The sequence below is a fragment of the Parvularculales bacterium genome, assembly GCA_036881865.1.
Classification (GTDB): Bacteria; Pseudomonadota; Alphaproteobacteria; order JAPOUT01; family JBAJNM01; genus JBAJNM01.
This window is the reverse complement of record JBAJNM010000029.1, coordinates 1-25,064: the sequence shown is the minus strand read 5'-3', so window position 1 is coordinate 25,064 and position 25,064 is coordinate 1. Positions and strand designations below refer to the sequence as shown.

The following is a 25,064-nucleotide window of genomic DNA, read 5'->3' as shown; positions in this document are numbered from 1 at the left end:
TTGTATAGGTGTAAAAGCACCATAATCCAAATAAGATTTTATCCGCGTCAAAGCTCCGACAAGTTTCTCATTACCGACCGCAAACCCAATGCGCCAACCCGGCATGGCATAGGTTTTACTCATGGAGGTAAACTCAACAGCGATATCTTTTGCACCGGAAACCTGCAAGATAGAGGGTGGCGGCTTCCCATCAAAATAAATCTCGGCATAAGCCAGATCAGAGAGAATAATAATGCCATGACGGCGGGCAAAGGCGACAACCTCTTTATAAAACTCTAAATCTGCCACCTGTGCCGTCGGGTTAGACGGATAGTTCAAAATAAGCGCTAACGGCGGTTTTGGGCTTGCAACAACCTCATCATGGAGTCTTTCCAGCAGACTATTGGCATCAGGACACGGCATGTGCCGCACCGTTCCGCCGGAAATAATAAATCCGAATGTATGAATTGGATAGGTCGGGCTGGGTACCAGCACAACATCGCCCGGGGCCGTTATGGCTTGCGCCATGTTAGCAAACCCTTCTTTAGATCCCAATGTCACAATGACCTCCCGTTCCGGATCTAATTGAACTCCAAAACGGCGTTCATAATAAGCAGCCTGCGCACGGCGCAAGCCGGTAATCCCCCGTGATGCCGAATAACGGCTCGTGCGTGGCTTGCCAACCGTCTCCATCAGCTTATCAATAATATGAGATGGCGTCGGCATGTCCGGATTACCCATGCCGAAGTCAATAATATCCATGCCCCGCCCGCGCGCCTCTTCTTTAAGGCGATTGACCTCTGCAAAAACATACGGGGGCAGTTGCTTGATTCTGTGAAACTCTTCTGAAAAAACCATGATCTTATCTTTATAGTCAACTAGGGGGCGGACGGAGCTATACTGCGGCGCGTTTTTTGATCTAAAAGACGTATGCGCTCTTTTTCTACCAACAACTCCTGCATGATCTCTTGTCGCTCTTCATAATCATACGCTGTCACATCGGGAGGGGGGGGGACATCCGCCAGCGCGGGATACGCCCCATTATCACCCACACACGCCCCACTCAGGCCCAATACGCACAAAAGCACAGCGCTCCAACGTAGTTTACGGCAAAAAAACATGTTGCGCCCAATCCACTCAAAGCCCGAGACAGGACACCAGATATAGTATGAAATCCTGCCCAATACCAGCAAAACAAAGCATACCGCATCTTATCTTTAGGGAAAAAGAGGCTTTTGCTCCAATCCTGTGGTCTCATCAAAACCAAACATGAGATTAAGGTTCTGAACGGCCTGTCCACTTGATCCCTTAACCAGATTGTCAATCGCCGCCACAATAATAACCCGCTCAGGAAGGCGGTCGGCAAAAACGCCAATCTGACACAGATTAGACCCCCGCACCTGACGGGTTGCCGGTGTGTGGCCCGCTTCAAGCACATTGACGAAAGGCTCCGCTTCATAGCGGGTGGACAAAATACGCCGCGCATCATCTGCCGTCTGTCCTTGCCCCAAACGGGCATAGACCGTAACCAGCTCGCCCCGGTTTAACGGGACAAGATGAGGCGTAAAATTGACCATAACCGGTACGCCACCCGCCCGCGATAGTTCCTGCTCAATTTCAGAAACAGACCGGTGAGATCCAACATTATAAGGATGCATGGCTTCAGCAATTTCACTAAACAGGTTTTGCTGTTTCAGCCCCCGACCGGCGCCACTCACACCGGATTTAGCGTCAATGATTAAATCCTCCGGCGTAATGCAGCGCTCTGAAACCAGAGGCAGCAAGGCCAGCAACACCGCCGTCGGATAACATCCGGGACACGCAACAAGCCGGGCTACGGCAATATCATTGCGGTAAAACTCCGTTAAGCCATAAACGGCTTGTTCCTGCATATCGGGCGCCGCGTGAGGCTGTCCATACCAATGGGCGTAGACCTCTTTATCCCGCAGACGAAAATCCGCCGACATATCAATAATTTTTACATGATCCGGCAGATCGGTACTCATCGCCTGAAACGTTCCATGAGGCAGGCCGCACACCACGGCATCTACATGCTCCCAATCAACCTGTTCGGGCGTTACCATATCCGGCAGGTCCGTAGCCCCCAAATGAGGCCAGACGTCTTCTACCGCCTCACCCGCATGACGTTGGGCAATTAATGCCATTAGAGTGACATTCGGATGACACGCCAACAAGCGAATGGCATCGCCGCCCGTATAGCCGGACGCACCAAGAATAGCGACCTGAAGAGAAGAAACAGACATAATACCGCTCCTGTAATGATTGAGCCTGCCCTGCTGAGCATTATGTCGGCGTGCTACGCTGCTCTACCCGCCAACACTGCCGGCTAATATGGCAAACCCTGATTGATGTTAGGCCCTGATGTTGGGCTCTGATATTGAAAAATTAACGTTTGGAGAATTGGAAGCTGCGTCGCGCCTTACGGCGACCATATTTCTTACGCTCCACAACCCGTGAATCCCGCGTCAAAAAACCTCCATTTTTAAGAGGTGGACGCAGGTCAGGTTCACAACGAACAAGCGCCCGCGATATGCCATGGCGAACCGCTCCTGCTTGTCCCGACAAGCCTCCTCCGTGGACCGAGCACATAACGTCATATTGAGACTCACGCCCGGCCTCTACAAGAGGTTGGTTGATAATCATCCGCAACACCGGACGGGCAAAATAACTCTCCACCGCTTTACCGTTAACGGTAATCGTTCCACGGCCCGGCTTTATCCACACGCAGGCGACCGACTCTTTCCGCTTGCCTGTAGCCCGTGCCCGGCCATGCTCATCAATCTGCGGCTCCGGCGGAGACGCTGGCTCCACGGAGACGGGAGCGACAGGAGGCGCATCCTGAGGGGATGTATTTGTTGGAGCTACGTCGGTCATTTCCGTCATCATACCGCCCTCGCGTTTTTGCTATTCAAGGTGGCCACATCAAAAGGAACCGGTGACTGCGCCTGATGGGGATGCTCGGCACCCGCATAAATCCGCAAGTTACGCATCTGCTGACTCGCCAAAGGGCCGTCGGGCATCATCCGCTCAATAGCTTTTTCAATGACACGTGTAGGGTGTTTGCCACCTAAAATACGCTCCGGTGTTGTTGACCGAATACCCCCCGGGTAACCCGTGTGTTTATAATATTGTTTGTCTATCAGTTTGCGTCCGGTAAAGACTACCTTATCCGCATTGACAATAATAATATGGTCTCCGCAATCCATGTGCGGCGTATAGCCGGGCTTATGCTTGCCCCGCAACCGTGGCGCAACAATGGCCGCCAGACGGCCGACCACGAGACCGGTAGCGTCAATAACCGTCCAGTCTTTCCGGATGTCAGCAGGTTTTGCAGACCACGTTTTCATATCTTTTGCGCCTTACGTTTTCTCTACAAATCAGTTCTCTACAAGCCGGAAAGGTTCACCACACAACAACATGCCGACCCCACACATCAGAAAGTTTCAATGAAGGAAACCGTCAATAAACCACCCCACGACAAACTGCCCCATAGGCGAAACCAAAACTACCGGCCCTTTTATCAGGATGGCCCCACATTGCCCTTTTACTAAGGCATTTTACCGGTTTTTGTCAAGCCCTCCGGGTTCTCCCTTAAGCTTCGGCATTCGGCGCAAAGAACTTGCGGTACGAAGAACAGGTAAAGTCGCCCAAAAGGGGGCTGGCATCAAAAACAGGAGCAGATATACTATCACCATGGAAGCCTCCGCAACCACGACACCCGCAACTCCCTGCCTTGTTGAACAACGGGAAGGACCTGTTGCCCGCCTCATCCTAAACCGCCCGGAACAACGCAATAGCCTCTCCGAAACTCTCATAACTGCCCTTGAGGAGGCTCTGGCGGCTTTGGGCCGTGATGACACCGTCCGCGTTATTATTCTGGAGGCGTGTGGCCCCGCCTTTTGTGCCGGACACGACCTCAAAGAAATGACCGCCCACCGGCAAGATAATGACCGGGGACGTACCTATTACGAAAGAATCATGAGCCAATGCTCGTCTATGATGCAAAAAATTGTCACCTGCCCCAAACCGGTCATCGCGCGGGTTCATGGTATCGCCACAGCCGCAGGATGTCAGCTGGTTGCAAGCTGCGATTTGGCTATTGCAGCCGATACGGCCCGCTTTGCAACACCGGGCGTTAACATTGGTCTTTTTTGCTCCACGCCTATGGTCGCTCTTAGTCGTAACATCCCGCGCAAGCGGGCTATGGAAATGCTGCTACTGGGAGAGATGATGGACGCCCGAACCGCCGCCGATTATGGACTCATCAACAAATCCGTTCCGCCGGACTCCCTTGATGACGCCGTTAATCACATGGCCGGAACTATTGCGCAAAAATCGGCTCTTACGGTACAAATCGGCAAGGAAGCGTTTTACCGTCAGTTAGAGCAGCCCTTGTCAGAAGCTTACGCCTATGCCAGCCAAATCATGGTAACCAATATGCTGGCCCATGATGCACAAGAGGGCATTGGGGCGTTTTTGGAAAAACGCGACCCTTTGTGGCAAAATAAATAAGTAGCATAGACGCTAATCCGGCACTACGCATCTTGCCGGTACGTGCACATCTAAAATGAGAGGAAAACATGACAGAGAACAAGTATGGCTTTCACACGCAATCTATCCACGCAGGAAACCAGCCGGACCCCACCACCAAAGCGCGGGTGACTCCCATATATCAAACTACGTCTTTTGTTTTCGATGATGTTGATCACGCGGCCTCTCTGTTTGGTTTGCAGGCGTTCGGCAATATCTACACCCGCATTACCAACCCCACCAATGCCGTTCTGGAAGAGCGCATCGCAACACTGGAAGGCGGGACGGCGGCCCTTGCAACGGCTTCCGGTCATAGTGCGCAGCTTTTAATTTTTCATACTCTCATGGAACCGGGAGATCATTTCATTGCTGCCCGTCAACTGTATGGCGGCTCTATCAATCAGTTCGGGCAGTCCTTTCAAAAATTCGACTGGCATGTTGACTGGGCAGATAGTCAAAAACCCGAAACTATCAAAGCCGCTATAACCCCTAAGACACGTGCAATTTTTATTGAAAGCCTCGCTAATCCTGGCGGCATCGTCACGGATATCGCCGCCATAGCCGCTATGGCTCACGAGGCTCACATTCCTTTGATTGTTGACAATACCTTTGCGTCTCCTTATCTCTGCCGCCCCCTTGAGCATGGCGCCGATATCATCATACATTCGGCGACCAAATTCCTCGGCGGACACGGCAACTCCATGGGTGGCGTCATTGTGGACGGTGGCAAGTTTGACTGGTCCGCCGATGACCGCTTCCCGACCCTATCGGCACCGTGTGACTCTTATCATGGGATGAAACTTCACGAGACATTCGGTCCCATAAGCTTTGCCATAGCGTGCCGGGTTCTGGGATTACGGGATTTAGGCCCTGCTCTTTCACCCTTTAATGCCTTTCTTATTCTTACCGGCATGGAAACCCTTCCCCTGCGCATGGCACGCCATTGCGACAATGCTCATAGAGTTGCAACCTTTCTGAAAGGCCATGACAAAATATCCTGGGTCTCTTACGCCGGCCTGTCAGATGATCCTCACCATACCCTTGCCCAAAAATATTGCCCCAAAGGCGCCGGGGCCGTTTTTACCTTCGGCCTCAAGGGGGGCTATGAAGCCGGTGTGAATTTAGTCGGCAAGGTCAAACTGTTCAGCCATCTGGCTAATGTGGGAGATACCCGCAGTTTGATTATTCATCCGGCCTCTACAACTCATCGTCAATTAGATGACGCTCAAAAAACCGCCGCCGGCGCCGCTCCTGACGTAGTGCGTCTTTCCGTTGGGCTTGAAGATGTGGAAGATATTATTGCAGATCTGGAGCAGGCTCTTTGAGGACATTTGCCCTGCAGGAAAAAGTTTGCTCTGCGCAAGTAAGCTGCCATCCGTGGTACAGGCTCGCGATAAAAACGACCACCGCCCCGAATTGATGCAATAACGCCAAACTAAAAGGCACCACCAGCATAAGGGTTATAATGCCTAACAGGGTTTGCCCGGTAACTGCAGCCAAAAGCATCCCTGCAGATGAGATAAGGCCGCTATTAAATCTATCATTACGTCTTCCGCTTAATAATAAGCGGCCACAATGTATCACGACGGCCAACAACAGGACGTAAGCCAAAAGCCGGTGCATAAACTGGACGGTGACAATGTTTTCAAAAAAATTGCGCCATAAAGGCTCCATCGCCAGCAAGCCCTGAGGTATCAGACGACCATCCATTAAGGGCCAACTATTATAACTCAGCCCTCCATCCAGCCCGGCGACAAAACCGCCCAGTAAAATCTGCACAAAAATCAATCCTGTTAGGCCCCAGGCCGTACAGATCTTCATCCGAGTAACATTATACGGTGAAGACAGGAGAGGGTTAGCATCCTGAGCCTTAAAAATAAGCCCCGCCCGAAACATGACCGCCAAAATAATAAACGCCAGCCCCAGATGAGCCGACAACCGGTACGGGCTGACATCCACCCTATCCGTAAGGCCGCTTTTCACCATATACCAGCCCAATACCGCCTGAGCCATGCCAAGCAGAAAAACCAGTCCCAGTTTGGGAAGCATGGTACGTTTAATATGACCGCGCCATCCCAGCCATCCCAGCCCCGCCAAAAAGACGACCGCCATAAAACGGCCCAAAAACCGGTGGCCCCACTCCCACCAATAAATAGATTTAAACGCTTCCAGAGACATACCGTTGTTCACAAATTGGTATTCCGGTATTTTCTTGTAGCGGGTGAACTCTTCTTGCCAGTCCGCCGGACTTAAGGGTGGTAGAAAGCCCGTTACAGGCCGCCACTGAGTCATGGAAAGCCCCGAATCCGTAAGACGCGTTATCCCACCGACAGCAATCATGACAACCAGCACCCCACACATGACCCACAACCAAACGGCCACCCGCTTACCGGACCCCTGCCCCGCCTGTTTAAGCATACGTCCGCTATATTCGGGAACTGCATATTCAGGGGCCGTCCTCATCGCCGGACCCGTCCCGCAGATATCATGACTTCCCGCGTGCGCAAATTTATCGGCGTTTTAGTGTTAATAGGAGGCATCACCCTTTATGTCATGGTAGCAGCTACAATCGGGGGTAGATTGCCCGACGACACCCTCATTCATGTTCTCTACTACGGCGTTGCGGGGGTTCTGTGGGCGTTTCCCGCAGGGCAACTCATTCGCTGGATGCAAAAGCTGGACGCATAGACCGGATTAATCGGCCCTGCCATACTGAATTATATTAAGGGCACAAAAAACGATCACCATAAGAGCAATAGCGATAATTGCCGACATCTATCCTGTCTCCGTAGTAGTACTAAACGACTTGGCAATAATAGGCACCGGCTCCCTATAGAGCAAGAACAATGGTCGGAGCGGCGGGATTTGAACCCACGACCCCTTGTCCCCCAGACAAGTGCGCTACCGGGCTGCGCTACGCTCCGACAAGCCGAAACCTAAGTGAACCGCCCTCCCATAGCAACCCCGGCCTTTCCCTATTCTTCAGACCTCTCCTCTTGCTCTTCTTCGGCAGAAGGTGCTTCACCGGTAATGCGTTCCAGCAACCTTAACGCTTCTGACAAATCTGCAGACACCGCCTCCAACCGTTGACGCCGCTCCACAGACAGAAACTCCGCCACAGCGAGAGAGGCCGGGGGAGAAGAGGTCGTGGGTTCTTGTTCTTGTTCTTGTTCTTGTTCTTGCTCTTGCTCTTGCTCTGCGTCATCCGGTACGATGTTATAAGCAGGTGCCATGCTGGCATGAATGCTCTCAATGCTCTCCATGGCCGAGTCTTCAAAATCCACCGCCTGTAAATCATCACCATCCCCATGAAACCCCTCACCCGCTCCCAGTTGAATGACGGAGCGTGCGCCACGTTCCCGCAAGATTTTCTGGACCCCCTTAATCGTATACCCGTCTTTATACAAAAGATGCTGAATCCCACGCAATAGGCACAAATCCCCCGGACGATAATAACGCCGTCCGCCGCTTCGCTTCATGGGCTTGATTTGCGGAAATCTACTCTCCCAAAACCGCAATACATGAGAGGGTAGCCCCAGTTCATCCGAAGCTTCACTGATGGTTCTGAATGCCTGCGGCGATTTTATGGCACTGGACATGAAAACGGCATCCTATCGGGGTCTTAATCCCGCATTATATCTGGCCCATTATCCGCCCCCGGGACGACCGAAAAGGCGGTGGCTTTACGTGCGGTGGCGGGGAGACTGTTCATTAATCTGGCTTTTCATAGTCTGGCTGGGCCGAAAAACCAACACCCGCCGTGGTTCTATGGGAACGGCTTCACCAGTCTTGGGATTGCGCCCCATACGTTTCTTTTTGTCACGCAATATAAAAGTACCGAAAGAAGATAGTTTAACGCGACCGCTCTCCTTCAATCCTTTAACGATTTCATCAAACAGGGCATTAACAAGCGCCGATGATTCACTACGCGAGAGCCCAAGCTCCAGATGAACATAATCGCTTAAATCAGCGCGAGTTAACGTACCGGACTTTTCTCCTTTTTCACCTGCTACCATCACACACCTCATACAGTTATTTGTTTTGTCTTTCTTCTGGTACCTTCCGGTCTTTTATCGCTCACATTACCCCCCGGATAAAACCCCTGTATCTAAAATTTATCCAACCACTCCAAATGCGTCAAATAATCAATACCTTCCGTACCTTTACCAGCGCATCAACAAGGCGGCCCAGGTAAGCCCACTCCCTACGGCGCTCAACAACAGCAAATCTCCCTTCTTGATACGCCCGTCGCCGATGGCTTCCGTCATGGCAATCGGAACGGAGGCTGCCGATGTATTGCCATAATCGGCAATGTTCTCTATTAATTTACTCTCAGGCATATCAAGGCGTTTTATAATACCATCCATGATACGTCTGTTGCTCTGGTGAGGTATGAACCAATCAATATCTGCAACACTCAACCGGGCCTCATCAAGAAGTTGCTGAGCGGTGTCCACACTATAGCTAATGGCACGCCGAAAAATCTCCGGGCCATCCATGGTGATATAGCCAACCGTCCGGGTTCTGGATGGCCCCCCCGTAGAGCGTAAAAACTCGGCACAGCCGCCATCGCACAAAAGCTGACTATGCAAAATACCCTGCCGGCCGGTTCCTGTTCCGTTCGGCTCTTCGGCGCACACCACCGCAGCCCCCGCCCCATCTCCAAACAGAACGCATGTCGAACGGTCTTCCCAGTCCACAATTCTGGAGAGCGTTTCGGCACCGATAACCAGCGCCGTCCCCATAGAGCCGGTTTTCAAAAAACTATCGGCAATGGTCAGCCCATAAATAAAACCCGAACAGGCGGCCTGAACATCAAAAGCCGCACAACCCTTTACGCCCAGTTCCCGCTGCACCACGGCAGCCGTTGAGGGTAGCGTATAATCCGGCGAGGTGGTGCCAACAATAATGGCATCAATATCGGAAGACTCCATACCGGCATTCTCAAGAGCCTGTTGTGCTGCCGCAAGGGCAAGATCGGACGTATATTCCCCTTCAGAGACTATGTGGCGGCGCGAAATACCTGACCGGGAAACAATCCACTCATCACTCGTATCAACCATCTTTTCCAGATCTTTATTGGTGATTACCCGCCCCGGCACATGGGCACCCATCCCTTTTATGACACTGGATTTCATGACCCGTGCTTTCCCTTTTTGATGCGGGCTTTATCAAACGGCAAGTTTTCGTTCCTTTTCATAAACGCCGTTTTGGCCCCCACCTATTTCATCGGCTTTATTCACCTTGTCGCCCTTATCAGTCCTGTCACCCCAGCCCGTCTCATCAACAACGACGTGATCAAGGGTTTGGATAGCCTGCTTAACATTTTCCGCCAGATCGCTCTCTACCAGTCTCACCGCTGCCAGAATGGCGAAACTATAACCGGCGCTATCGGCACTGCCATGGCTTTTTACGACAATACCCTTCAACCCCAGCATGCCGGCCCCGTTAAATGAACCCGGATTGAACGCATCACGCAAACGCCCAAAAGCTCCTCGCGCAAAAACATAACCGATCCGGCTTATAATAGATTGCCTTATGGCGTTTCTCAGAAATTCGCTGAATTGCCGCGCCGTACCTTCAGCCGTCTTGAGAGCCACATTACCCGTAAAACCATCGGTGACAACCACATCGACCGTTCCCCGTCCGATATCGTCCCCTTCCACAAACCCGTGAAAATCAAGGTGAAGATTATCTTCATTCTCGCTCAAAATCCGGGCAGCCTCCCTAACGGAGTCCGTACCCTTAATCCCCTCAACCCCGACATTCAAAAGCCCGACTCTGGGCCGCGTCTTGTCCAGCAACACCCGCGCATAGGCTTCTCCCATCACGGCAGACTCTACCAACTGGCGTACATCCTGACTAACACCCGCCCCCAAATCCAGAACCACACCGATACCTTTTAAATTAGGCCACAAGGCTGCCAGTACCGGGCGCCTCACCCCCGGAACCGTTTTCAAAATAACTTTTCCCATAGCCATCAGCGCACCGGTATTTCCTGCTGATACGGCCGCATCCGCCTCACCGGTCTTTACGGCCCATATCCCCTGCCACATGCTACTGACCCGCCGCCCCTTGCGCAGGGCCTGGGCCGGGGGATCATCCATCGCCACAACGGCCTCCGTATGGACAAGCGTTGCGGCTTCCTTAAGGGCCGGATGCCTGTTCACGAGAGGACACAACAGCGCCTCATCGCCATAAATAATAAAGCGAATATCCGGACGCCGCTCAAGCGCCTGTGCCGCACCCTCCACAACGCTTTTCGGCGCATCATCGCCCCCCATGCCGTCAAGGGATATTACCGGTTTGTCCTTCACAACGTTCCTCGGTTTTCCTCTGCTATCTTTCCGCACCCACACAAACAGGTTACCGCCTTAGGCAGGGTGCACCTTATCTAACCCAACTCTGTCAACTAACCTAAACCCAACTTTGTCAACCCGAATGGGACACCCCATCAAGCAAGCAGATTACCGCCTGAGGTTAAGATTGCAAGGGAGCATTTACGAAAAAAATCAAATAAAAACAATATATTGAACAAAAATTTCAGCTTTAGGGAAAGAATTTTAAAGAACACCGCTTTTATGGACAATTCAAAGCCGCCGCCGGATCACAAAAACCAAACCCTCCGGCTAAAATATCCGTGACCGGTACCCCTGCCAGAGCGGCCTCCGCCTGTATTACATATTCCGCCAGCCTGTGGGCCGCCGCTACGGGAGGCTTGCAATCGGGAAACACATTACGGGCTAAAGCATCAGTCAGCATCTCCCCGTCGCCGGCATCAAGGGCTTTGTCATAGGTTTTGGTGCGCCCGTAAAAAGCCTCGACCATGGCTCTGATCCGCCGCCCTACAGACATATCCCCCGCTCCCATCTCACGCAGGGCGTAATCCATATCGCTGAACATAAAGTCGAAAAGAGCCTGTGCCTGATCGTCAAGGTCCGCATCCGCTGCCCGGAGCCGCCGCAAACACAGCGCCATGTGCAACACGATCATGTCAAAACGCCCGTCTACCGTATCGGGAACGCCGAAGTCCCTGTAAAATGCCGGCAATCTTGCCTGCCCGACTACGACACGGTAAACATCGGCCAGTGTATTTTTCGCCTGTTTTTTTGCCCGAAAGCCCTTGAACATTTTGAATGCTATCCCCGGAGTTGAGACGTTATATATATACCCGGATACTGACACGGAGGCCGGAGACCGGAAGTCACCGGAGAACACTTGTGAGTCGGCATCGCCGTGCACCGGCAAGGCACCTAGCATCGCTTAACGCGCCTTCGGGTCAACAGCATCCGGTGGATGCTTTGACGCCGGAGGCCGGGCCGCAGACCACCCCCGAACCGGCTTCCACCCTATATATCATCGTATAGTGCAAAGAGATATGTTGCAAAATGAGCGGTATTATCACATAAAAAAGCACCCCCTTAATCAGGGTCGCCGGAGTTCCCGAAAGTGTTTCCCATAAGAGTTAATGAGATATGTCTATGATTTCTGATTTTTTACCAAACGGCCACTGTGCGTCTTGCCTGCGCTTTTCGGCGGTGACGGCACTGCTCCTTTATGGCATGGCCTGCGCACCGGTAGACGGCCTGCGGGGATATGTGCCTGAAGGTCAGGGTTCGGATGAACAGCTTGCGGAGGAAGGGTTACTCCCGCTGTATGACATGATCAAAGCCGCCAACCTGACGACCCGTGAGCAGGTCATGGAGACCTTTGGCACCCCGTCAACAAAATCCATTCTGGGTAACACATGGTATTATGCTTCTACCCATGTTCAGGAATTTATGTTTTACCGGCCTGAGATTATTGATCAGGAAGTCGTCGCCGTATCTTTTAACCAGAACGGCGGCGTCACCAGTATTAAGCAATATACCCTTGCGGATGGCTATTCGGTAACGCCGGTTGAGCGCATCACAAAGACGGGCGGTCAGGAGCTGACAATCGTAGAGCAGTTTTTAGGCAACCTCGGACGCTTTGACACGCCCCCCCAGGTGTTGCCCTAAAGAGAACAAAGTAACGCTCGTCCCGGAATGTCCGGTTTTCTGTCCTGATATATTTCCTTCAAGGTGCGGAATAAAGACAGACCGGTGAGGCCTACATGTCCGGATCTTCAATAAGCCGGCCGTCTCTCCGGCGGCCTTCTGAATCAAAACACGCCGGATGATCCTTGTCGAACAGGCAGCTCGCTTCGTCAGTTGCGAAGATGCCGGGCCTGATCGGAAGGTGTAGTCAAAACCACCACTCCGCTAACGGCAAAAGCCATGGCTATAGCCATTGAAAACGTTGTCAGGGTTTTCATTTCATATCTCCATTGTATGTCAGAGCCGGACAACACCGGCCCACCGCTCTAGGCGGCGTGCGACAAGACCGCCAACAACAACAGGGCTACAATGTTGGTAATTTTAATCATCGGGTTGACGGCCGGACCGGCGGTATCCTTATAAGGGTCTCCGACCGTATCTCCCGTTACCGCCGCCTTATGGGCATCTGACCCTTTGCCGCCCAGATTACCGTCCTCGATATATTTCTTGGCATTATCCCATGCGCCACCTCCGGCAGTCATGGAAATTGCCACGAAAAGCCCCGTGATAATCACGCCCAGCAACATGGCACCAACGGCCGAGAACGCCTCCGCTTTACCGGCAATGGCCTCAATGATGAAAAACAGCACGATGGGTGAGAGCACCGGCAACATTGAGGGAATCACCATCTCCCGGATGGCCGAGCGGGTGAGCATATCCACCGCACGCGCATAGTCGGGCCGCGTTGTCCCCTCCATGATGCCCGGGTTCTCCTTGAACTGGCGGCGCACTTCCTGAACGATGGACGAGGCCGCACGTCCGACGGCCATCATGCCCATGCCGCCGAACAGATAGGGCAACAGCCCCCCGACAAAAAGTCCGACCACCACATAGGGGCTGGAGAGGGAGAAGTTTGCCGTGACCCCTTCAAAATAGGGGTAATCGCCGGAATTTTCGGCAAAATACATCAGATCCTGCGTGTAGGCGGCAAACAGGACCAGAGCGCCAAGACCGGCCGAGCCGATGGCATATCCTTTGGTAACGGCTTTTGTGGTATTGCCTACCGCATCCAGCGCATCGGTTGTCGAGCGCACATCCTCGGGCAGATCGGCCATCTCCGCAATCCCTCCGGCATTGTCGGTGACCGGTCCGAAGGCATCAAGAGCCACCACCATGCCCGCCAGCGCCAGCATGGTTGTTACCGCAACCGCAATCCCGAACAGACCGGCAAGGCCATAGGTCACCAGAATACCCACCACGATAACCAGCGCCGGCAGAGCCGTGGCCTCCATTGATACCGCCAGCCCCTGAATGACATTTGTGCCATGTCCGGTGACGGAGGCTTCCGCGACGCTTTTAACGGGCCTGTGCCCCACGCCGGTATAATAGTCGGTAATCCAGATAATCAGCCCCGTCACGATAAGGCCGGCAAGGCCGCACAGAAACAGATCCGTGCCGGAGAAAAAACTGCCCGCCGCCGTCAGAGGGGTGTCCATCCCGACCAGAGAATCCGTCACAAGCCACAAGGCGGGCACCGATAACAGGGCACACGCAATAAAACCTTTATAGAGAGCCCCCATGATATTCTGGCTTTTGCCAAGCTTCACAAAAAACATGCCGATAATTGAGGTGATAATACACGCCCCGCCGATTGCCAGAGGATAGATCATCATCTCTGTCATGCCGGTAAAGAAGATCGAGGCCAGCACCATGGTCGCCACAACCGTAACCGCGTATGTTTCAAAGAGGTCGGCGGCCATGCCCGCACAGTCGCCCACATTATCACCGACACTATCGGCGATGGCGGCAGGATTGCGCGGGTCATCTTCAGGAATACCCACCTCTACCTTACCGACCAGATCACCGCCCACATCGGCGCCTTTGGTGAAAATGCCACCCCCCAGACGCGCGAAAATCGAAATCAGGGAGGCTCCGAAGCCCAGCGCCACAAGAGCATCCACCACTGTCCGCGAGCCTACGGGAATGGCCAGCACATCGGTAAGTACGTAAAAATAAACCGTCACCGCCAGAAGAGCCAGACCGGCCACCAGCATGCCCGTCACGGTGCCCGAACGGAAGGCAATCAAAAGCCCGTCTTGTAGAGAGCGGCTGGCCCCCTGTGTTGTGCGCACATTGGCGCGCACCGAAACAATCATGCCGATATAACCTGCCATGCCCGACAACACCGCCCCCACCAGAAAGCCCATGGCGACCAGAAACCCGAGCAACCACCAGATGAGCGCAAAAATGACGACGCCGACTATGGCGATAGCCGTATATTGGCGGTTGAGATAGGCTCCGGCACCTTCCTGGATAGCGCCGGCTATTTCCTGCATACGCTCATTGCCGGCATCCGCCGATAGCACCGAGCGAATAGCCCAGACCCCATAAAGAATAGCCAAACCGCCACAGGCCATAATTGCCATCAGAACCATGCTTCCCTCCGCCATATTTTCTTTTTCTCCTCACTTAAAAAAATGCGCCCGGAATCGTTGAAACATCATTGACTCAGGAGCGCACACGACAGGTGATATTTTCAGAACTGCCCCGTGAAAGCAACCCATATTACGCGCCGTGAGGACTAAAAAAACAGATTTGGTTGAGAATTTTCCATCAGATGCCTGACGGCTCGGCCGAAGGGGCTACCGCGCCTGCGGTAATGCCGTCAAAAGCCTGTACGGCCGGTCGTTTCCCGGACTGATACGTTGAGTTAGCCGAACAACTCACTATGCGACCCGAGGCGGGCAAGGATAAGCACATTATCGTCGGTTTTGCGATAGATCAGAAGAAGGTCCGGTTTGATATGACATTCGCGATATCCATGCCAGTCACCGGTCAACGAGTGGTCCCGGTAACGTGGCTCAAGCGATTGATCAACAACAAGTGCATTCAGGACAGCCAACAACTCGGTATCAAGGGTAGAACGATAACGCCCTTTTGCTTCACGTTTGTAATCGCGTTTGAACGAACCGGGACGCTCAATCGTCCGCATGCAAATCTGTCATCAGTTCATCAACGGAATGGAAACTATCCGTTTTACCGGACGCAATTTCAGTCAACGCTTTACGGCTACTTTTGCTAGGTGCCTTGATTTCAAAGGGAAGCCGGTGTTCGTCAGCCACTTTGAACATGAGCAACCGGATAGCATCCGACACCGATAAGCCCATCGCGTTTAATGCATCGCTGGCTCTTTTTTTGGTCTCCGTATCAATACGGGCGCGGACATATGTATCTGCAACGGGCATAATGACCTCCTGATATCAAGTAGTCTTAATGTAGTCACAATGCGGCTACCTGTCAATAATCATGGCATATTCCGTCGACTATAAAAACGGGGTAAAGCCTCAAAAATGACGGTAGCCCGTTCCCGGTAAGGACAGGGGACCCCCTGAAGCATCCACCACCCGCACGCCGCTGCCGGCCTCTATAACACCGATGCGGGTAACACTTGTATCCGTCCCGGTGGCCACTTCGGCTACCACCTCTCCGGCCTCCGCCGGAGCCGTGAACAGGAGTTCATAATCATCCCCGCCCCCCAACACGAGAGAGTAGGCGTCCGCCTGCTGGTCATCTGTGGCTGTTGGTTGGGCAGAGATCAGGGCGCCGGACAACGGCAGGTGGCGCAACTCTATGGTAGCCCCCACACCCGATGCCTCACACAGATGGCCCAGATCCGCCACCAGCCCGTCGGAAACATCCACCGCCGCCGTTGCCACGCCCCGCAAGGCAACACCCAGCGCCTGACGCGGTTCGGGCAGATGATAACGTTCTGTCAGATAAGCCTCATGGCGTGGTGACGAACAGGAAACCCGCCCCTGCAAGACGCCAAGACCGGCGGCGGCATCGCCCACTGTGCCCGAGACATAAATCCCGTCACCGGCCGCAGCCCCTGCCCTGCGCAAACACGTACCCTGAGGCACAAAGCCGCATACGGTCACCGATAATGTTAAGGGCCCTTTCGTGGCGATGGTATCGCCCCCCAGGAGAGAGATGTCGTAATGGGCGCCGTCATGAGCCAGCCCTTTGGCAAGATTCTCAATCTCCCCGCGAGGCCGGTCACGGGGCCAGGCCAGTCCCAGCAAATAGCCGTAAGGATGCGCCCCCATGGCGGCGAGGTCGGAAAGATTAACCCGCAACGCTTTGCGGGCGATGATATCCGGCGCGTCCCGGTCGTGAAAATGCACACCGGCGGTCAGGATGTCTTTACTCATGCCCACCTCAAGACCCGCCGGTACGTTAAAGACGGCCCCGTCATCCTGAAGCCCGAAGGCACCCGCCCCGCCCCGCGTTAACGGCTCAAACAGGCTTTTGATGAGAGAAAATTCGTCTAAATCATTTAAGTCAGGGTTTTGCATCACGCATTTGCTCCGGCCTTAACGTCCGCCCCAGAGAATCCAGCACACCGTTGGCAAAAGCCAAAAATCCACATGCTGGATTTTTGCAAACAAACAAAGGAAATCTGCATGACAGATTTTTGCAAATATACATGCAGGCTTTTGTCATGAAAAAGAGTTCGGCCTTAACGTCCGCCCCAGAGAATCCAGAACGCCGTTGACAAAAGCCGTCTGCTCCTTGTTAAAAAAGGCATGAGCGGTATCGAGATAATCATCAATAATCACCGCAACGGGAATATGGTCCATGTGCATCAGTTCATACACCCCGGCCCGCACGATGGCCCGCAGCGTACTGTCAAGACGCTCCAGCCGCCATCCCGCCGCCAGGGCATCGGCGATAGCCCCGTCAATGGCCGCCTGCTGATGAACGACACCGGTGACCAGTGCATCAAAATGCTCATGGTCGGCCCGTTTGAGGCGGTGCTCGGTAAACTCGACAATGATTGTGTTGACCCCTATGCCGGTGATCTCCATCTGATAGAGAGCCTGCACCGCCGCCAGACGTGCGGCATGGCGCGCCGCAGCATGGCGCGCCGCAGGATGGGTGCGGCGGGGCGTACCGGAGGAGGAGGAGGAACAAGACCCTGTCATGCTTTCACTATAGCAGAATTACCGCTATCTTATTGATACGTATTTGCAGGGAAGTATTAACCGGGGACCATTGACGCTGTCCGCTATTCACTTGAACACTATTCACCGAGGAAATCATGAAATATAAATTTTTAACCATCGTGAGTCTGCTGACAGCAATGATCGTTGCAACCTCTGCGCAAGCTACGGAATTGCGTCTCTCGCACCAGTGGTCGGACAAGGATATCCGCCACAAGGTCGCCGGGATTATCGCCGCTCACGTGGCCGGAGCCGATGTTGGCCTTAAGATCAGGATTTTCGGATCAGGGTCATTGTTCAGGCCACAGGAACAGTACGGTCCGCTGAGCCGCGGCGAACTGGATATGACGGTCTTCCCCCTCATTTATGCGGGAGACCGGCAACCGGCCTATAATGTGACGCTGATGCCCGGTCTGGTGAAAAACCATGATCATGCGGCCCGTCTGAGTACATCGCCCTTCATGGCCGAACTGGAAAAGAAAATGGCCGCCGACAATGTGATGGTGCTGGTTCATGGTTATCTCGCCGGTGGTTTTGTCGGCAAAGACAGATGCATCACCAGACCGTCCGATATTCGCGGTCTCCGCGCCCGTGCGGCGGGTCAGGCTTCCGGGCAGATGTTGGCCGGCGCCGGCGCGTCGATTGTCTCCATGGCCTCTTCGGAAATCTACGAGGCTTTACGGACGGGTGAGGTGCAGGCCGCCAACACTTCATCGTCTTCTTTTGTGTCCTACAGGATTTATGAACAGGTGAAATGCTACACGCCCCCCACCGCGGATGGCGCACTGTGGTTCATGTATCAGCCGTTGCTGATGAACAGATCAGTCTTTAAGGGGCTGACCGGACCCCAACAGAAAGCCATTCTGGAAGGGGCCGTCAGGGCCGAGGCCTACTACCTCCGGGAAGCCAGAAAGCAGGATGCGGCGTCCATCAACGTCTACAGGCAAGCCGGCGTGGAAATCACCCCGATGTCACCGTCCGACTTTCAGAAATGGCGCGACATTGCCGCCGAGACGTCATACCGCATGTTTGTCAACGAGGTTCCCGACGGACAGAAACTTCTCGACCTGGCTCTGGCCGTCGAGTAATGAACCGGCTCTACCGCGGGGGGCGGCGAAGCCTGCCCTGACGGTCAATCCCGCCGGAGCGGATTGATCTGCTTGAACTGTGGAAGGCGATGAGGTCTTCAAGGCGCGCCTCCCAGCGTGTTGACTCCTGACGGCGGCGCATGAAATTTCCGAACCTTCGGCGGCGGGCGGCAGCCAGCGGCCACGGTTGCCATGAAAACAGCAGGAAAAACTCGAATATCCATGCCTTGATACTCAACGGCAAACGGCGGCCGGGGTTCAGCGGGCGTTGCGTGAAACCGTTTCTGGGCGGAAACGTCGGCAGCACCCACGTTTCAAGGCAGATGAGCGTATCATGGGGGAGTTTCCGGCCCATGTCCGCCAACACCTCGTGCCAATGGCTCTGATAGGCCGGCATGGGTGTTTTGGAAGGCAGATGTAAATTGAAACACCCGGGCGAGTCATATTCTACGGCAACCCGGTTACCCACAAGACGGATGACAAACCCGAGCCGCTGTTGTCCCCTCTCTGATGAGAGGCATGACGGGCAGCACCGCTGCGCCTCCCGCTATGACGCCGGCAATCAACCGCTCCGCCGGGTCAAACGCGGGCGGAAGCCAGAAAAACACCACCGCTCCGCACAGGGCAAACATGACAAGGGGCAGAAAGGCCAGCCCCTGCGCCAGAACCATTTTTTTATTATTCATTGAATTGACCCTGAATTGTTATAGGGTGCATTTGTATACCCCGTATCAGTCCCGACTATATATATAACGTCCCATCTCCGTTGGTGAGCGGCCGGGCCTTCAGCGCATAAAATCTATCTCCCCAGATTTTCTGCGCCTTCTTCAATGCCTTCTTCAATCGCCTTTATCGCTTCTTCCACCAGACCACCCGCATCGTCCACCAAACCGCCCGCATCTTCGACGATGCCGTCCACCGTATCGCTAACTGCTTCAACCGCAGGCGCAACAAATTCGGGCGTTTCGAATTTGGGCAGGATGGGGGGAGGAACCGTCACGCAATCGGGCCAGATGCCTGTCGTTCCGCCTGGACATTCCGGTACGGCAAGATTGACTTCATCCTCTATGTCATCAAGCGTCGCACTCCGGCCCACCGACCCGGAGACCCACAGGCCCTGCGCAACGGGAGGCGGCAGATGATCCTGCGGAATACCCATGGCTATGAGCTGATCCCGCACCAGTCCGGCGGGCGCCAAAAGTTCGCCGGCCGCCATCACCTCATACTGCCCCGTCCTTAAATTGATTTTTGCGCTCCACGGACTGTCCGTTGCCACCACCCAGTCCCACTCATGGCGGGTTTCAATCCACCCGTTGTTATCCTTATCCTGACAGCCGCCGGGTTGATAGGAACCGGTGGAATATCCGAATCCCTGACAGAAACTTAATATCCGCTCACGCGAGTGCCCGGGATGAGAGCGGCCATAGCGTTTATGACAGTCGGAGGAGAGAAAGATCACCTCCTGCCCTCTGCAATAGGTCAATTGTCTTTCCGTCAACCGCACGGCGTTAAATACGTTACGTGCCTCGACCCCGGCCTGTTCCTGACTTTGCGGTTCGGAGGCGGCCGCACCCGGTGTCATGCCCGGCACCAACCCGGCGAACAGTGCAAACAATAACGCCGGCACGGTTTTTATGACTGTTCTATGCTCGTTCACGTTGATACACCTGACACAATCCCCGCTCAACCCGCACGCCCGCAAGATTGAACTGCCCCCATAAATCGGTCCAGTTTGAACGTTAGTTTATTATATGTACGGGTTCAGTTCGGGCAACATCTTCTCTAACATTCAGGGTGGACCAGTTGATGGGGGAAGGTCAAGTGGCAGCGTATGTATATTATTCTGACAACGCAGCTTTCGTGGCAGTTCTACAGAGGTTACAGGCGTCACGGTTTAGTCAGCCCCTGCATATCGAAGCTGGGGAGATGGGATTGAGATGGTCAACGGGCCGCACCATTGACGGTCTGTTACTGCAAGGGAATGCCGACGTCACTCTGACACCGTCAGGCCAGGAGATTACCGTCGGGGTTGGGCATCATGTTCCGCTCAGTGACAACATCACCATGGAAGTGCGTGCCGGACTAACCCTCCACTCCCGGCCATGATGCCACTGCCCGGACCTATCTCAATGGTCTGGCAAATATCAATCTTGATTTTTGAAGTTGGAAGAGAAAGAATAAGCGGCTAGTTCAGTCAATTATCACAGGAAAACTAGGAAAAACTTGCACTTTTTGGGGTGCAATTTTTGGGCGAAATATGTGAATATTTGCAAGTTTTGTGCAAGGTAAATGACCATGAAAGCCCAAAAAAAAGAACATTCATGCGAAATTTGTGCATTACGAAAGATTACTGATAGTACATACCATCGTTTCGTTACATCATTAATCCCGCACCCATGTGACCGGTACTTCTTCAGAGTCTCTCAATACCCGCAGATTGATATCCCCTGAACTTTCCCCCCTCACGTATGAAGACAAGAAGTCGCATTTTTGACTCTCGGTCATATCACGCATGTCTTTTCCGTTCCAGGACACAATCTGATCACCCGTCAATAACGGTATTGATGAATTAGAGTAAATACCGGTAATAAAAAAACCTTCGGTATTCACATCGGATGCAAAATCAAAGTTCCTCTTATCCTGATATTGTACAACCTCTTTCCAAAGAACTTTCGATGAATTCCAGTCCAGAATCACATCATAGTTTTCCAGAATTCTGTTCCCGAGAAGCGAATGGTATTCGCTAAATCCGACGGCTAAGTTGTCAAATGACAATGTGCCAATTTTAACCTTATTAAAAACTTTGAAGTCGGTTCGTGTTTGTTGCGACTTGCCACCAGCACCATAAGTAGCTCTGCCATCCACATAAAAATCATTTTTGGGGTCATCCGGAAATATACCCTGATACTCCTTTAATATGCTTAGATGTCCACTTAGTCCCGTGTCAAAATTGATGTCTTTAACGATTACGCCATCTATGTTGAGATCAATTAGAGGAGTGCCCTGAGTAGTCGTGCGAAAAGGTATACTATCAAAACCTGTCAGATCGCCGAGATCATCCGGTGAGTCCGCAATCAATATGTTCCTGTTTACGTAGTCAATTTTCCAGACAGACTTTCTCATAAGATTTGCGCCAATGACTCCGTCCAGACCAAGGCAGTGAGAAACAATACCCCCTTCAAAGAGAGACGTTACGACGAAATTAACATCCCGGTAGGTGAGGCTACCAATATGAAGTGTATCAAGTGTGGTTAATTCGCCTTTAATTACATTTCCCCCAATATCCATGCCCATAGTGGCGAATAAGCCGTCGGTTTCTGCTGAAACCCGCTCGGCAAAGTCCGGGGTGATAGTGTTGGGCGCGCCTGTATCCAGAAGAAAACGCCCCTTAACACCATTGATACCTACCTGGATAATGATGGTACCAAGTGTGTCATCAAACTTTAGGATCTCTTTGTATTCCTGTTGTTCGACGTAACCTCTATCAAAATATAACTCAGGACAGGCAACAGTAAGAGCGGCGAATTGATGCGCATCAGCCGTATTGTAAACCACCTTAAATACCCCGCCTAAGAGGCTATACAGTTGAACCGCCTTATCGTTGCAGAATGCTTTCCTTGTGGACGCAATGAGTACATTTTTTCGTTTCGTCAATGCACTTGGACTATGGCGATTATTGAACTCATTGACTGTAAGGCTGAGTTCTCCTTCATACAAAATACCGTCAGCACTCTTTGATACCTTCACCCACGTGATATCATCGTTCTGTTTTCGAGGAAGAGATCTGCCGAAGTCGTCAATTACTATTGACTCAATTATGTCCCGTTCGGTTGCGGTAGATTCTTCACACGAAATAGTAAGGGAGGCGAACTGATGCGCGTCTGCTGTATTGTACACCACCTTCATGACCCCTCCTAAAGTGCTATACAGTTGAATCGCCGTTACATTGCAGAATCCTTTATTTGTGTCCGAGATGGTTTTTTCTTTTAGTTTATAAAGCGCACTTGGTGAATTGAAGTTATTGATTTCACTATTTTTCCAGCGGAGTTGTCCTTCATACAAAATACCGTCAGCGCTCTTGGATATCTTGACCCAGGTGACATCATTGCTCTCTTTTCGAGGAAGAGTTTTTCCGATTGACTCAATGAGTCGTGACTCAACTATAGCCCGTGCGGTTGCGATAGATTCTTCGCTAATTCCACGAGGGGTATTTTGTGCATTGGCACTTCCATTGGCCAAAACTACGGACAGCGTGAAAGCAAGGGCAAGAAACATACGAGGGGAAAAAATCATCTGAGCCTTTGTATTTATTTTTTGGCACTTTCTAATATTATGATAATTGAGCGACTAAGCAGTAAATAAGGTAGAGCGAACATGTTCTGGAAACAATTACCAATATGTGTAGCGTTGATTGCGCTAACCGCCTGCGCCACCGTGGGACAAGGACCATTGGGTGGTGGTATCTCCGGTGGCGTAACACCCCCCCTTGAACTCTCCGGAAACCCAAGTCGTTTGCGCCCGGAGGGCTGTAGGAGTTATAACCGCGAAACCGTCGCCACGGGTACCACGGCCCCAGCTTCAGTAAGGCTAACCTGTGTGGGTGCCGATCGAAGCCGAGAGAAGGTGCTTTGGTAATATAATCTGATGGTCTTGAACTGCCCCTATAAACCGGCCCGGTCTCAGTATGGGCAACATCTTCCCTAATATTCATGGTGGACCAGTTAAATGGGGGAGGGTCATGTTGGCCGGTGACATTATTGCTTTCCGGGACTTTGAGCCATTAAACCGCTTTCTTAAAGGCTGGCTTAAGCCCGTCATTATGGGGCAATATGAATGTGAAGACACTTTTGACCCGGCCGGAAAGTTAATAGATATAGATTAACGGCCATTTTGCCGATGCCGGCAATATGGTCAGTTTATTTTTTGTGAATGGGGGCATCTGATTTTCCTTAACTGAGCGGCCCCCATCACAAACTCATAATTTAACGGCTCTCATCAATTGCTCTGGTCTGAAAGAAAGTTTATGACCTGTCCGCCCTTTCAATGCCCCAAACTTATTAATCAGTGTAAACAACCAAATGCAACTGTATTAGATATAGAACATGAAATTTCAAATTACCAAATAATTGACTCTAATAATTCAAAGCATGACTCTAATATCTCAAAAGAAACATCTAATATTTGTTGGAAGTTTTCCTGTTTTTGAATGATTATGATAAAGGAGAGTGTATAATTACCATACTGAAGTAACAATTTAAGGAAAGCCCCTGTTTGCTACTTTTTTTCATCTTGATTGATCCGGGACTGATTATAATCTAACTGTCGAACCGGACCGATTGATGGGGCAACTCTAAAGCGGAGGATGGCAGGCAGTTGATTTCATGTGGTGTATCAAATTGCTGTTGCGGCTTTATGAAACATAAATGTCGCGGTTTTTCTTTTTAACGGTAGCATTATTTGCTATGTCTGCCTGCGGTGGTGGCGGCGGTGGTGGTTCCGCACCCCCAATAACTCCTCCAACAACAGATCCCCAAGCATCCCAATCCCAGACCTGTTCGTGTACCCAAGGCTGTAAGGACAGCGAAGGCAATTCCATGGACCGTGGCGATACAGCACCTGCTTCGGAAACCCTGACTTGTATCACTACATCTCAACAGGAAATCCGCACCTGTACGTGTACATATGACTGTACGGCGAGTGACGGCACCGAGGTCGCCAACGGCTACACAGCGTCCGATACGGAACCCTTGTCTTGTAATCGTAACCCGAACCCCCCGTTCTGTACGTGCACACATGGCTGTACGGTTGACGGCGGTGAATTTGACGGTATCTCCGTAGGCAATGGCGATAGGGTCCCTGCTTCAACAGCCATAATAAATCTGTCCTGTAAGGTTGACCTGATTTCCCCGGTCTGTGGTACGGCACCAGGCACGGCCGATTGTACCTATGGCTGTATAACCAATAATAATATCTACGTACCCCTTAACGAAACGGCCCCTTCTACAACAACGGAAACAACACTGACCTGTAGGACTCAGCCTCCACTGGACATGCAAATCTGTTCGTGTTTCTACGGATGTACAGGCGACGACAGCACGGAATACGGTAACAATGATCTGGCACCCGCTTCAGTAGACCTGACCTGTAAGTCGGATGATGACCCGCCGGAATGTCTGTGTACGTTCGGTTGCACGAGCAATAACGGTCCTGATCTCGGCATGGGTGTTACGGCCCCTGCGTCAACCACCACAACGGTGCTGACCTGTAAGGCGGATGATAATCCCCCGGAGTGTACCTGTACCTTCGGGTGCACGAGCAACAATGGTTCCGACCTCAACATGGGTGATACGGCCCCTGCCGCAGAGACGACAACGGTGCTGAGTTGTAAGGCGGATGATGACCCGCCGGAATGTCTGTGTACCTTC

At 52.4% G+C, this 25,064-nt stretch carries 29 protein-coding genes and 1 tRNA gene; 9 read left to right on the top strand and 21 right to left on the bottom strand.

What is annotated here, in order from left to right:
- The 5 genes from V6Z81_07230 to rplM form a co-directional block, all read right to left on the bottom strand.
- The coding region (locus V6Z81_07230; GenBank protein ID MEG9862279.1) for an aminotransferase class I/II-fold pyridoxal phosphate-dependent enzyme at positions 1 to 837 on the bottom strand (837 nt) is incomplete at its 3' end.
- A gap of 20 nt (positions 838 to 857) precedes the next feature.
- A complete protein-coding gene (locus tag V6Z81_07225; protein MEG9862278.1) occupies positions 858 to 1,100 on the bottom strand; it encodes a hypothetical protein in 243 nt (80 codons plus the stop codon).
- A gap of 96 nt (positions 1,101 to 1,196) precedes the next feature.
- Positions 1,197 to 2,243 (bottom strand): N-acetyl-gamma-glutamyl-phosphate reductase, encoded by a 1,047-nt coding sequence (gene argC, locus V6Z81_07220; protein ID MEG9862277.1) that lies wholly within the window; start codon positions 2,241 to 2,243, stop codon positions 1,197 to 1,199.
- Positions 2,244 to 2,385: 142 nt separating this feature from the next.
- The gene (gene rpsI / locus V6Z81_07215) at positions 2,386 to 2,781 is read right to left on the bottom strand and encodes a 30S ribosomal protein S9 (GenBank protein ID MEG9862276.1); all 396 of its coding nucleotides are present in this window, start codon (positions 2,779 to 2,781) and stop codon (positions 2,386 to 2,388) included.
- Between the two features lie 101 nt (positions 2,782 to 2,882).
- The gene (rplM, locus tag V6Z81_07210; protein MEG9862275.1) at positions 2,883 to 3,347 is read right to left on the bottom strand and encodes a 50S ribosomal protein L13; all 465 of its coding nucleotides are present in this window, start codon (positions 3,345 to 3,347) and stop codon (positions 2,883 to 2,885) included.
- Positions 3,348 to 3,693: 346 nt separating this feature from the next.
- Here rplM and V6Z81_07205 point away from each other — a divergent pair, with 346 nt between their 5' ends.
- Together V6Z81_07205 and V6Z81_07200 are read left to right on the top strand one after the other, a co-directional pair.
- Positions 3,694 to 4,512 carry an enoyl-CoA hydratase gene (locus V6Z81_07205; protein ID MEG9862274.1) on the top strand — a complete coding sequence of 273 codons (819 nt, stop codon included), beginning with the start codon at positions 3,694 to 3,696 and terminating at the stop codon, positions 4,510 to 4,512.
- Between the two features lie 68 nt (positions 4,513 to 4,580).
- Positions 4,581 to 5,855 (top strand): O-acetylhomoserine aminocarboxypropyltransferase, encoded by a 1,275-nt coding sequence (locus tag V6Z81_07200; GenBank protein ID MEG9862273.1) that lies wholly within the window; start codon positions 4,581 to 4,583, stop codon positions 5,853 to 5,855.
- Here V6Z81_07200 and V6Z81_07195 read toward each other — a convergent pair.
- On the bottom strand, positions 5,827 to 6,993 hold the full coding sequence (locus tag V6Z81_07195) for a COX15/CtaA family protein (protein MEG9862272.1): 1,167 nt from the start codon (positions 6,991 to 6,993) through the stop codon (positions 5,827 to 5,829). The genes V6Z81_07200 and V6Z81_07195 overlap by 29 nt on opposite strands.
- A 24-nt stretch (positions 6,994 to 7,017) precedes the next feature.
- Between V6Z81_07195 and V6Z81_07190 the strand changes: the two genes are divergently transcribed.
- Positions 7,018 to 7,218 carry a DUF2842 domain-containing protein gene (locus V6Z81_07190; GenBank protein ID MEG9862271.1) on the top strand — a complete coding sequence of 67 codons (201 nt, stop codon included), beginning with the start codon at positions 7,018 to 7,020 and terminating at the stop codon, positions 7,216 to 7,218.
- A gap of 159 nt (positions 7,219 to 7,377) precedes the next feature.
- Here the strand turns inward: V6Z81_07190 and V6Z81_07185 are convergent.
- The 6 genes from V6Z81_07185 to V6Z81_07160 all read right to left on the bottom strand — a co-directional run bounded on the left by V6Z81_07185 (position 7,378) and on the right by V6Z81_07160 (position 11,661).
- Positions 7,378 to 7,454: transfer RNA gene (locus tag V6Z81_07185), tRNA-Pro, on the bottom strand.
- 51 nt (positions 7,455 to 7,505) lie between these two features.
- Positions 7,506 to 8,129, bottom strand: coding sequence for a MerR family transcriptional regulator (locus tag V6Z81_07180; protein MEG9862270.1), 624 nt, complete (start codon positions 8,127 to 8,129; stop codon positions 7,506 to 7,508).
- A gap of 84 nt (positions 8,130 to 8,213) precedes the next feature.
- Positions 8,214 to 8,546 (bottom strand): integration host factor subunit alpha, encoded by a 333-nt coding sequence (locus V6Z81_07175; protein ID MEG9862269.1) that lies wholly within the window; start codon positions 8,544 to 8,546, stop codon positions 8,214 to 8,216.
- 147 nt (positions 8,547 to 8,693) lie between these two features.
- Positions 8,694 to 9,668, bottom strand: coding sequence for a beta-ketoacyl-ACP synthase III (locus tag V6Z81_07170; GenBank protein MEG9862268.1), 975 nt, complete (start codon positions 9,666 to 9,668; stop codon positions 8,694 to 8,696).
- A 33-nt stretch (positions 9,669 to 9,701) separates the two neighbouring features.
- Positions 9,702 to 10,847: a phosphate acyltransferase PlsX gene (gene plsX, locus V6Z81_07165; protein MEG9862267.1), complete on the bottom strand. Its 1,146-nt coding sequence runs from the start codon at positions 10,845 to 10,847 to the stop codon at positions 9,702 to 9,704.
- Between the two features lie 262 nt (positions 10,848 to 11,109).
- Positions 11,110 to 11,661, bottom strand: coding sequence for a ubiquinol-cytochrome C chaperone family protein (locus V6Z81_07160; GenBank protein ID MEG9862266.1), 552 nt, complete (start codon positions 11,659 to 11,661; stop codon positions 11,110 to 11,112).
- An 89-nt stretch (positions 11,662 to 11,750) separates the two neighbouring features.
- Between V6Z81_07160 and V6Z81_07155 the strand changes: the two genes are divergently transcribed.
- Positions 11,751 to 11,897, top strand: coding sequence for a hypothetical protein (locus tag V6Z81_07155; protein MEG9862265.1), 147 nt, complete (start codon positions 11,751 to 11,753; stop codon positions 11,895 to 11,897).
- A 114-nt stretch (positions 11,898 to 12,011) separates the two neighbouring features.
- Positions 12,012 to 12,530 carry an outer membrane protein assembly factor BamE gene (gene bamE / locus V6Z81_07150; protein MEG9862264.1) on the top strand — a complete coding sequence of 173 codons (519 nt, stop codon included), beginning with the start codon at positions 12,012 to 12,014 and terminating at the stop codon, positions 12,528 to 12,530.
- Between the two features lie 344 nt (positions 12,531 to 12,874).
- Here the strand turns inward: bamE and V6Z81_07145 are convergent, their stop codons facing one another.
- The 5 genes from V6Z81_07145 to nusB all read right to left on the bottom strand — a co-directional run bounded on the left by V6Z81_07145 (position 12,875) and on the right by nusB (position 17,533).
- Positions 12,875 to 14,998: a sodium-translocating pyrophosphatase gene (locus V6Z81_07145; GenBank protein MEG9862263.1), complete on the bottom strand. Its 2,124-nt coding sequence runs from the start codon at positions 14,996 to 14,998 to the stop codon at positions 12,875 to 12,877.
- A gap of 260 nt (positions 14,999 to 15,258) precedes the next feature.
- Positions 15,259 to 15,540, bottom strand: a complete 282-nt coding sequence (locus V6Z81_07140; protein MEG9862262.1) for a type II toxin-antitoxin system YafQ family toxin — start codon at positions 15,538 to 15,540, stop codon at positions 15,259 to 15,261.
- On the bottom strand, positions 15,527 to 15,793 hold the full coding sequence (locus tag V6Z81_07135; GenBank protein ID MEG9862261.1) for a type II toxin-antitoxin system RelB/DinJ family antitoxin: 267 nt from the start codon (positions 15,791 to 15,793) through the stop codon (positions 15,527 to 15,529). The genes V6Z81_07140 and V6Z81_07135 overlap by 14 nt, the downstream gene beginning before the upstream one ends.
- 99 nt (positions 15,794 to 15,892) lie before the next feature.
- Positions 15,893 to 16,903: a thiamine-phosphate kinase gene (gene thiL, locus V6Z81_07130; GenBank protein ID MEG9862260.1), complete on the bottom strand. Its 1,011-nt coding sequence runs from the start codon at positions 16,901 to 16,903 to the stop codon at positions 15,893 to 15,895.
- A 144-nt stretch (positions 16,904 to 17,047) separates the two neighbouring features.
- Entirely contained in the window at positions 17,048 to 17,533 is a 486-nt protein-coding gene (gene nusB / locus V6Z81_07125) for a transcription antitermination factor NusB (protein MEG9862259.1), read from the bottom strand.
- 116 nt (positions 17,534 to 17,649) lie between these two features.
- On the opposite strand from nusB, the gene dctP reads away from it, so the two are divergent.
- Positions 17,650 to 18,639, top strand: coding sequence for a TRAP transporter substrate-binding protein DctP (gene dctP, locus V6Z81_07120; GenBank protein MEG9862258.1), 990 nt, complete (start codon positions 17,650 to 17,652; stop codon positions 18,637 to 18,639).
- A 10-nt stretch (positions 18,640 to 18,649) separates the two neighbouring features.
- Here the strand turns inward: dctP and V6Z81_07115 are convergent, their stop codons facing one another.
- The 3 genes from V6Z81_07115 to V6Z81_07105 all read right to left on the bottom strand — a co-directional run bounded on the left by V6Z81_07115 (position 18,650) and on the right by V6Z81_07105 (position 20,296).
- Entirely contained in the window at positions 18,650 to 19,036 is a 387-nt protein-coding gene (locus V6Z81_07115) for a hypothetical protein (protein ID MEG9862257.1), read from the bottom strand.
- A 64-nt stretch (positions 19,037 to 19,100) separates the two neighbouring features.
- On the bottom strand, positions 19,101 to 19,325 hold the full coding sequence (locus V6Z81_07110; protein ID MEG9862256.1) for a hypothetical protein: 225 nt from the start codon (positions 19,323 to 19,325) through the stop codon (positions 19,101 to 19,103).
- Positions 19,326 to 19,438: 113 nt separating this feature from the next.
- Positions 19,439 to 20,296 (bottom strand): hypothetical protein, encoded by an 858-nt coding sequence (locus V6Z81_07105; GenBank protein ID MEG9862255.1) that lies wholly within the window; start codon positions 20,294 to 20,296, stop codon positions 19,439 to 19,441.
- A gap of 164 nt (positions 20,297 to 20,460) precedes the next feature.
- Between V6Z81_07105 and V6Z81_07100 the strand changes: the two genes are divergently transcribed.
- Positions 20,461 to 20,745 (top strand): hypothetical protein, encoded by a 285-nt coding sequence (locus tag V6Z81_07100; protein ID MEG9862254.1) that lies wholly within the window; start codon positions 20,461 to 20,463, stop codon positions 20,743 to 20,745.
- 276 nt (positions 20,746 to 21,021) lie between these two features.
- Here the strand turns inward: V6Z81_07100 and V6Z81_07095 are convergent, their stop codons facing one another.
- A complete protein-coding gene (locus V6Z81_07095) occupies positions 21,022 to 22,932 on the bottom strand; it encodes an aspartyl protease family protein (GenBank protein MEG9862253.1) in 1,911 nt (636 codons plus the stop codon).
- Between the two features lie 445 nt (positions 22,933 to 23,377).
- Between V6Z81_07095 and V6Z81_07090 the strand changes: the two genes are divergently transcribed.
- Both V6Z81_07090 and V6Z81_07085 read left to right on the top strand, forming a co-directional pair.
- The gene (locus V6Z81_07090; protein MEG9862252.1) at positions 23,378 to 23,521 is read left to right on the top strand and encodes a hypothetical protein; all 144 of its coding nucleotides are present in this window, start codon (positions 23,378 to 23,380) and stop codon (positions 23,519 to 23,521) included.
- A gap of 541 nt (positions 23,522 to 24,062) precedes the next feature.
- A partial coding sequence (locus V6Z81_07085) for a hypothetical protein (protein ID MEG9862251.1) occupies positions 24,063 to 25,064 on the top strand: 1,002 nt, incomplete at its 3' end.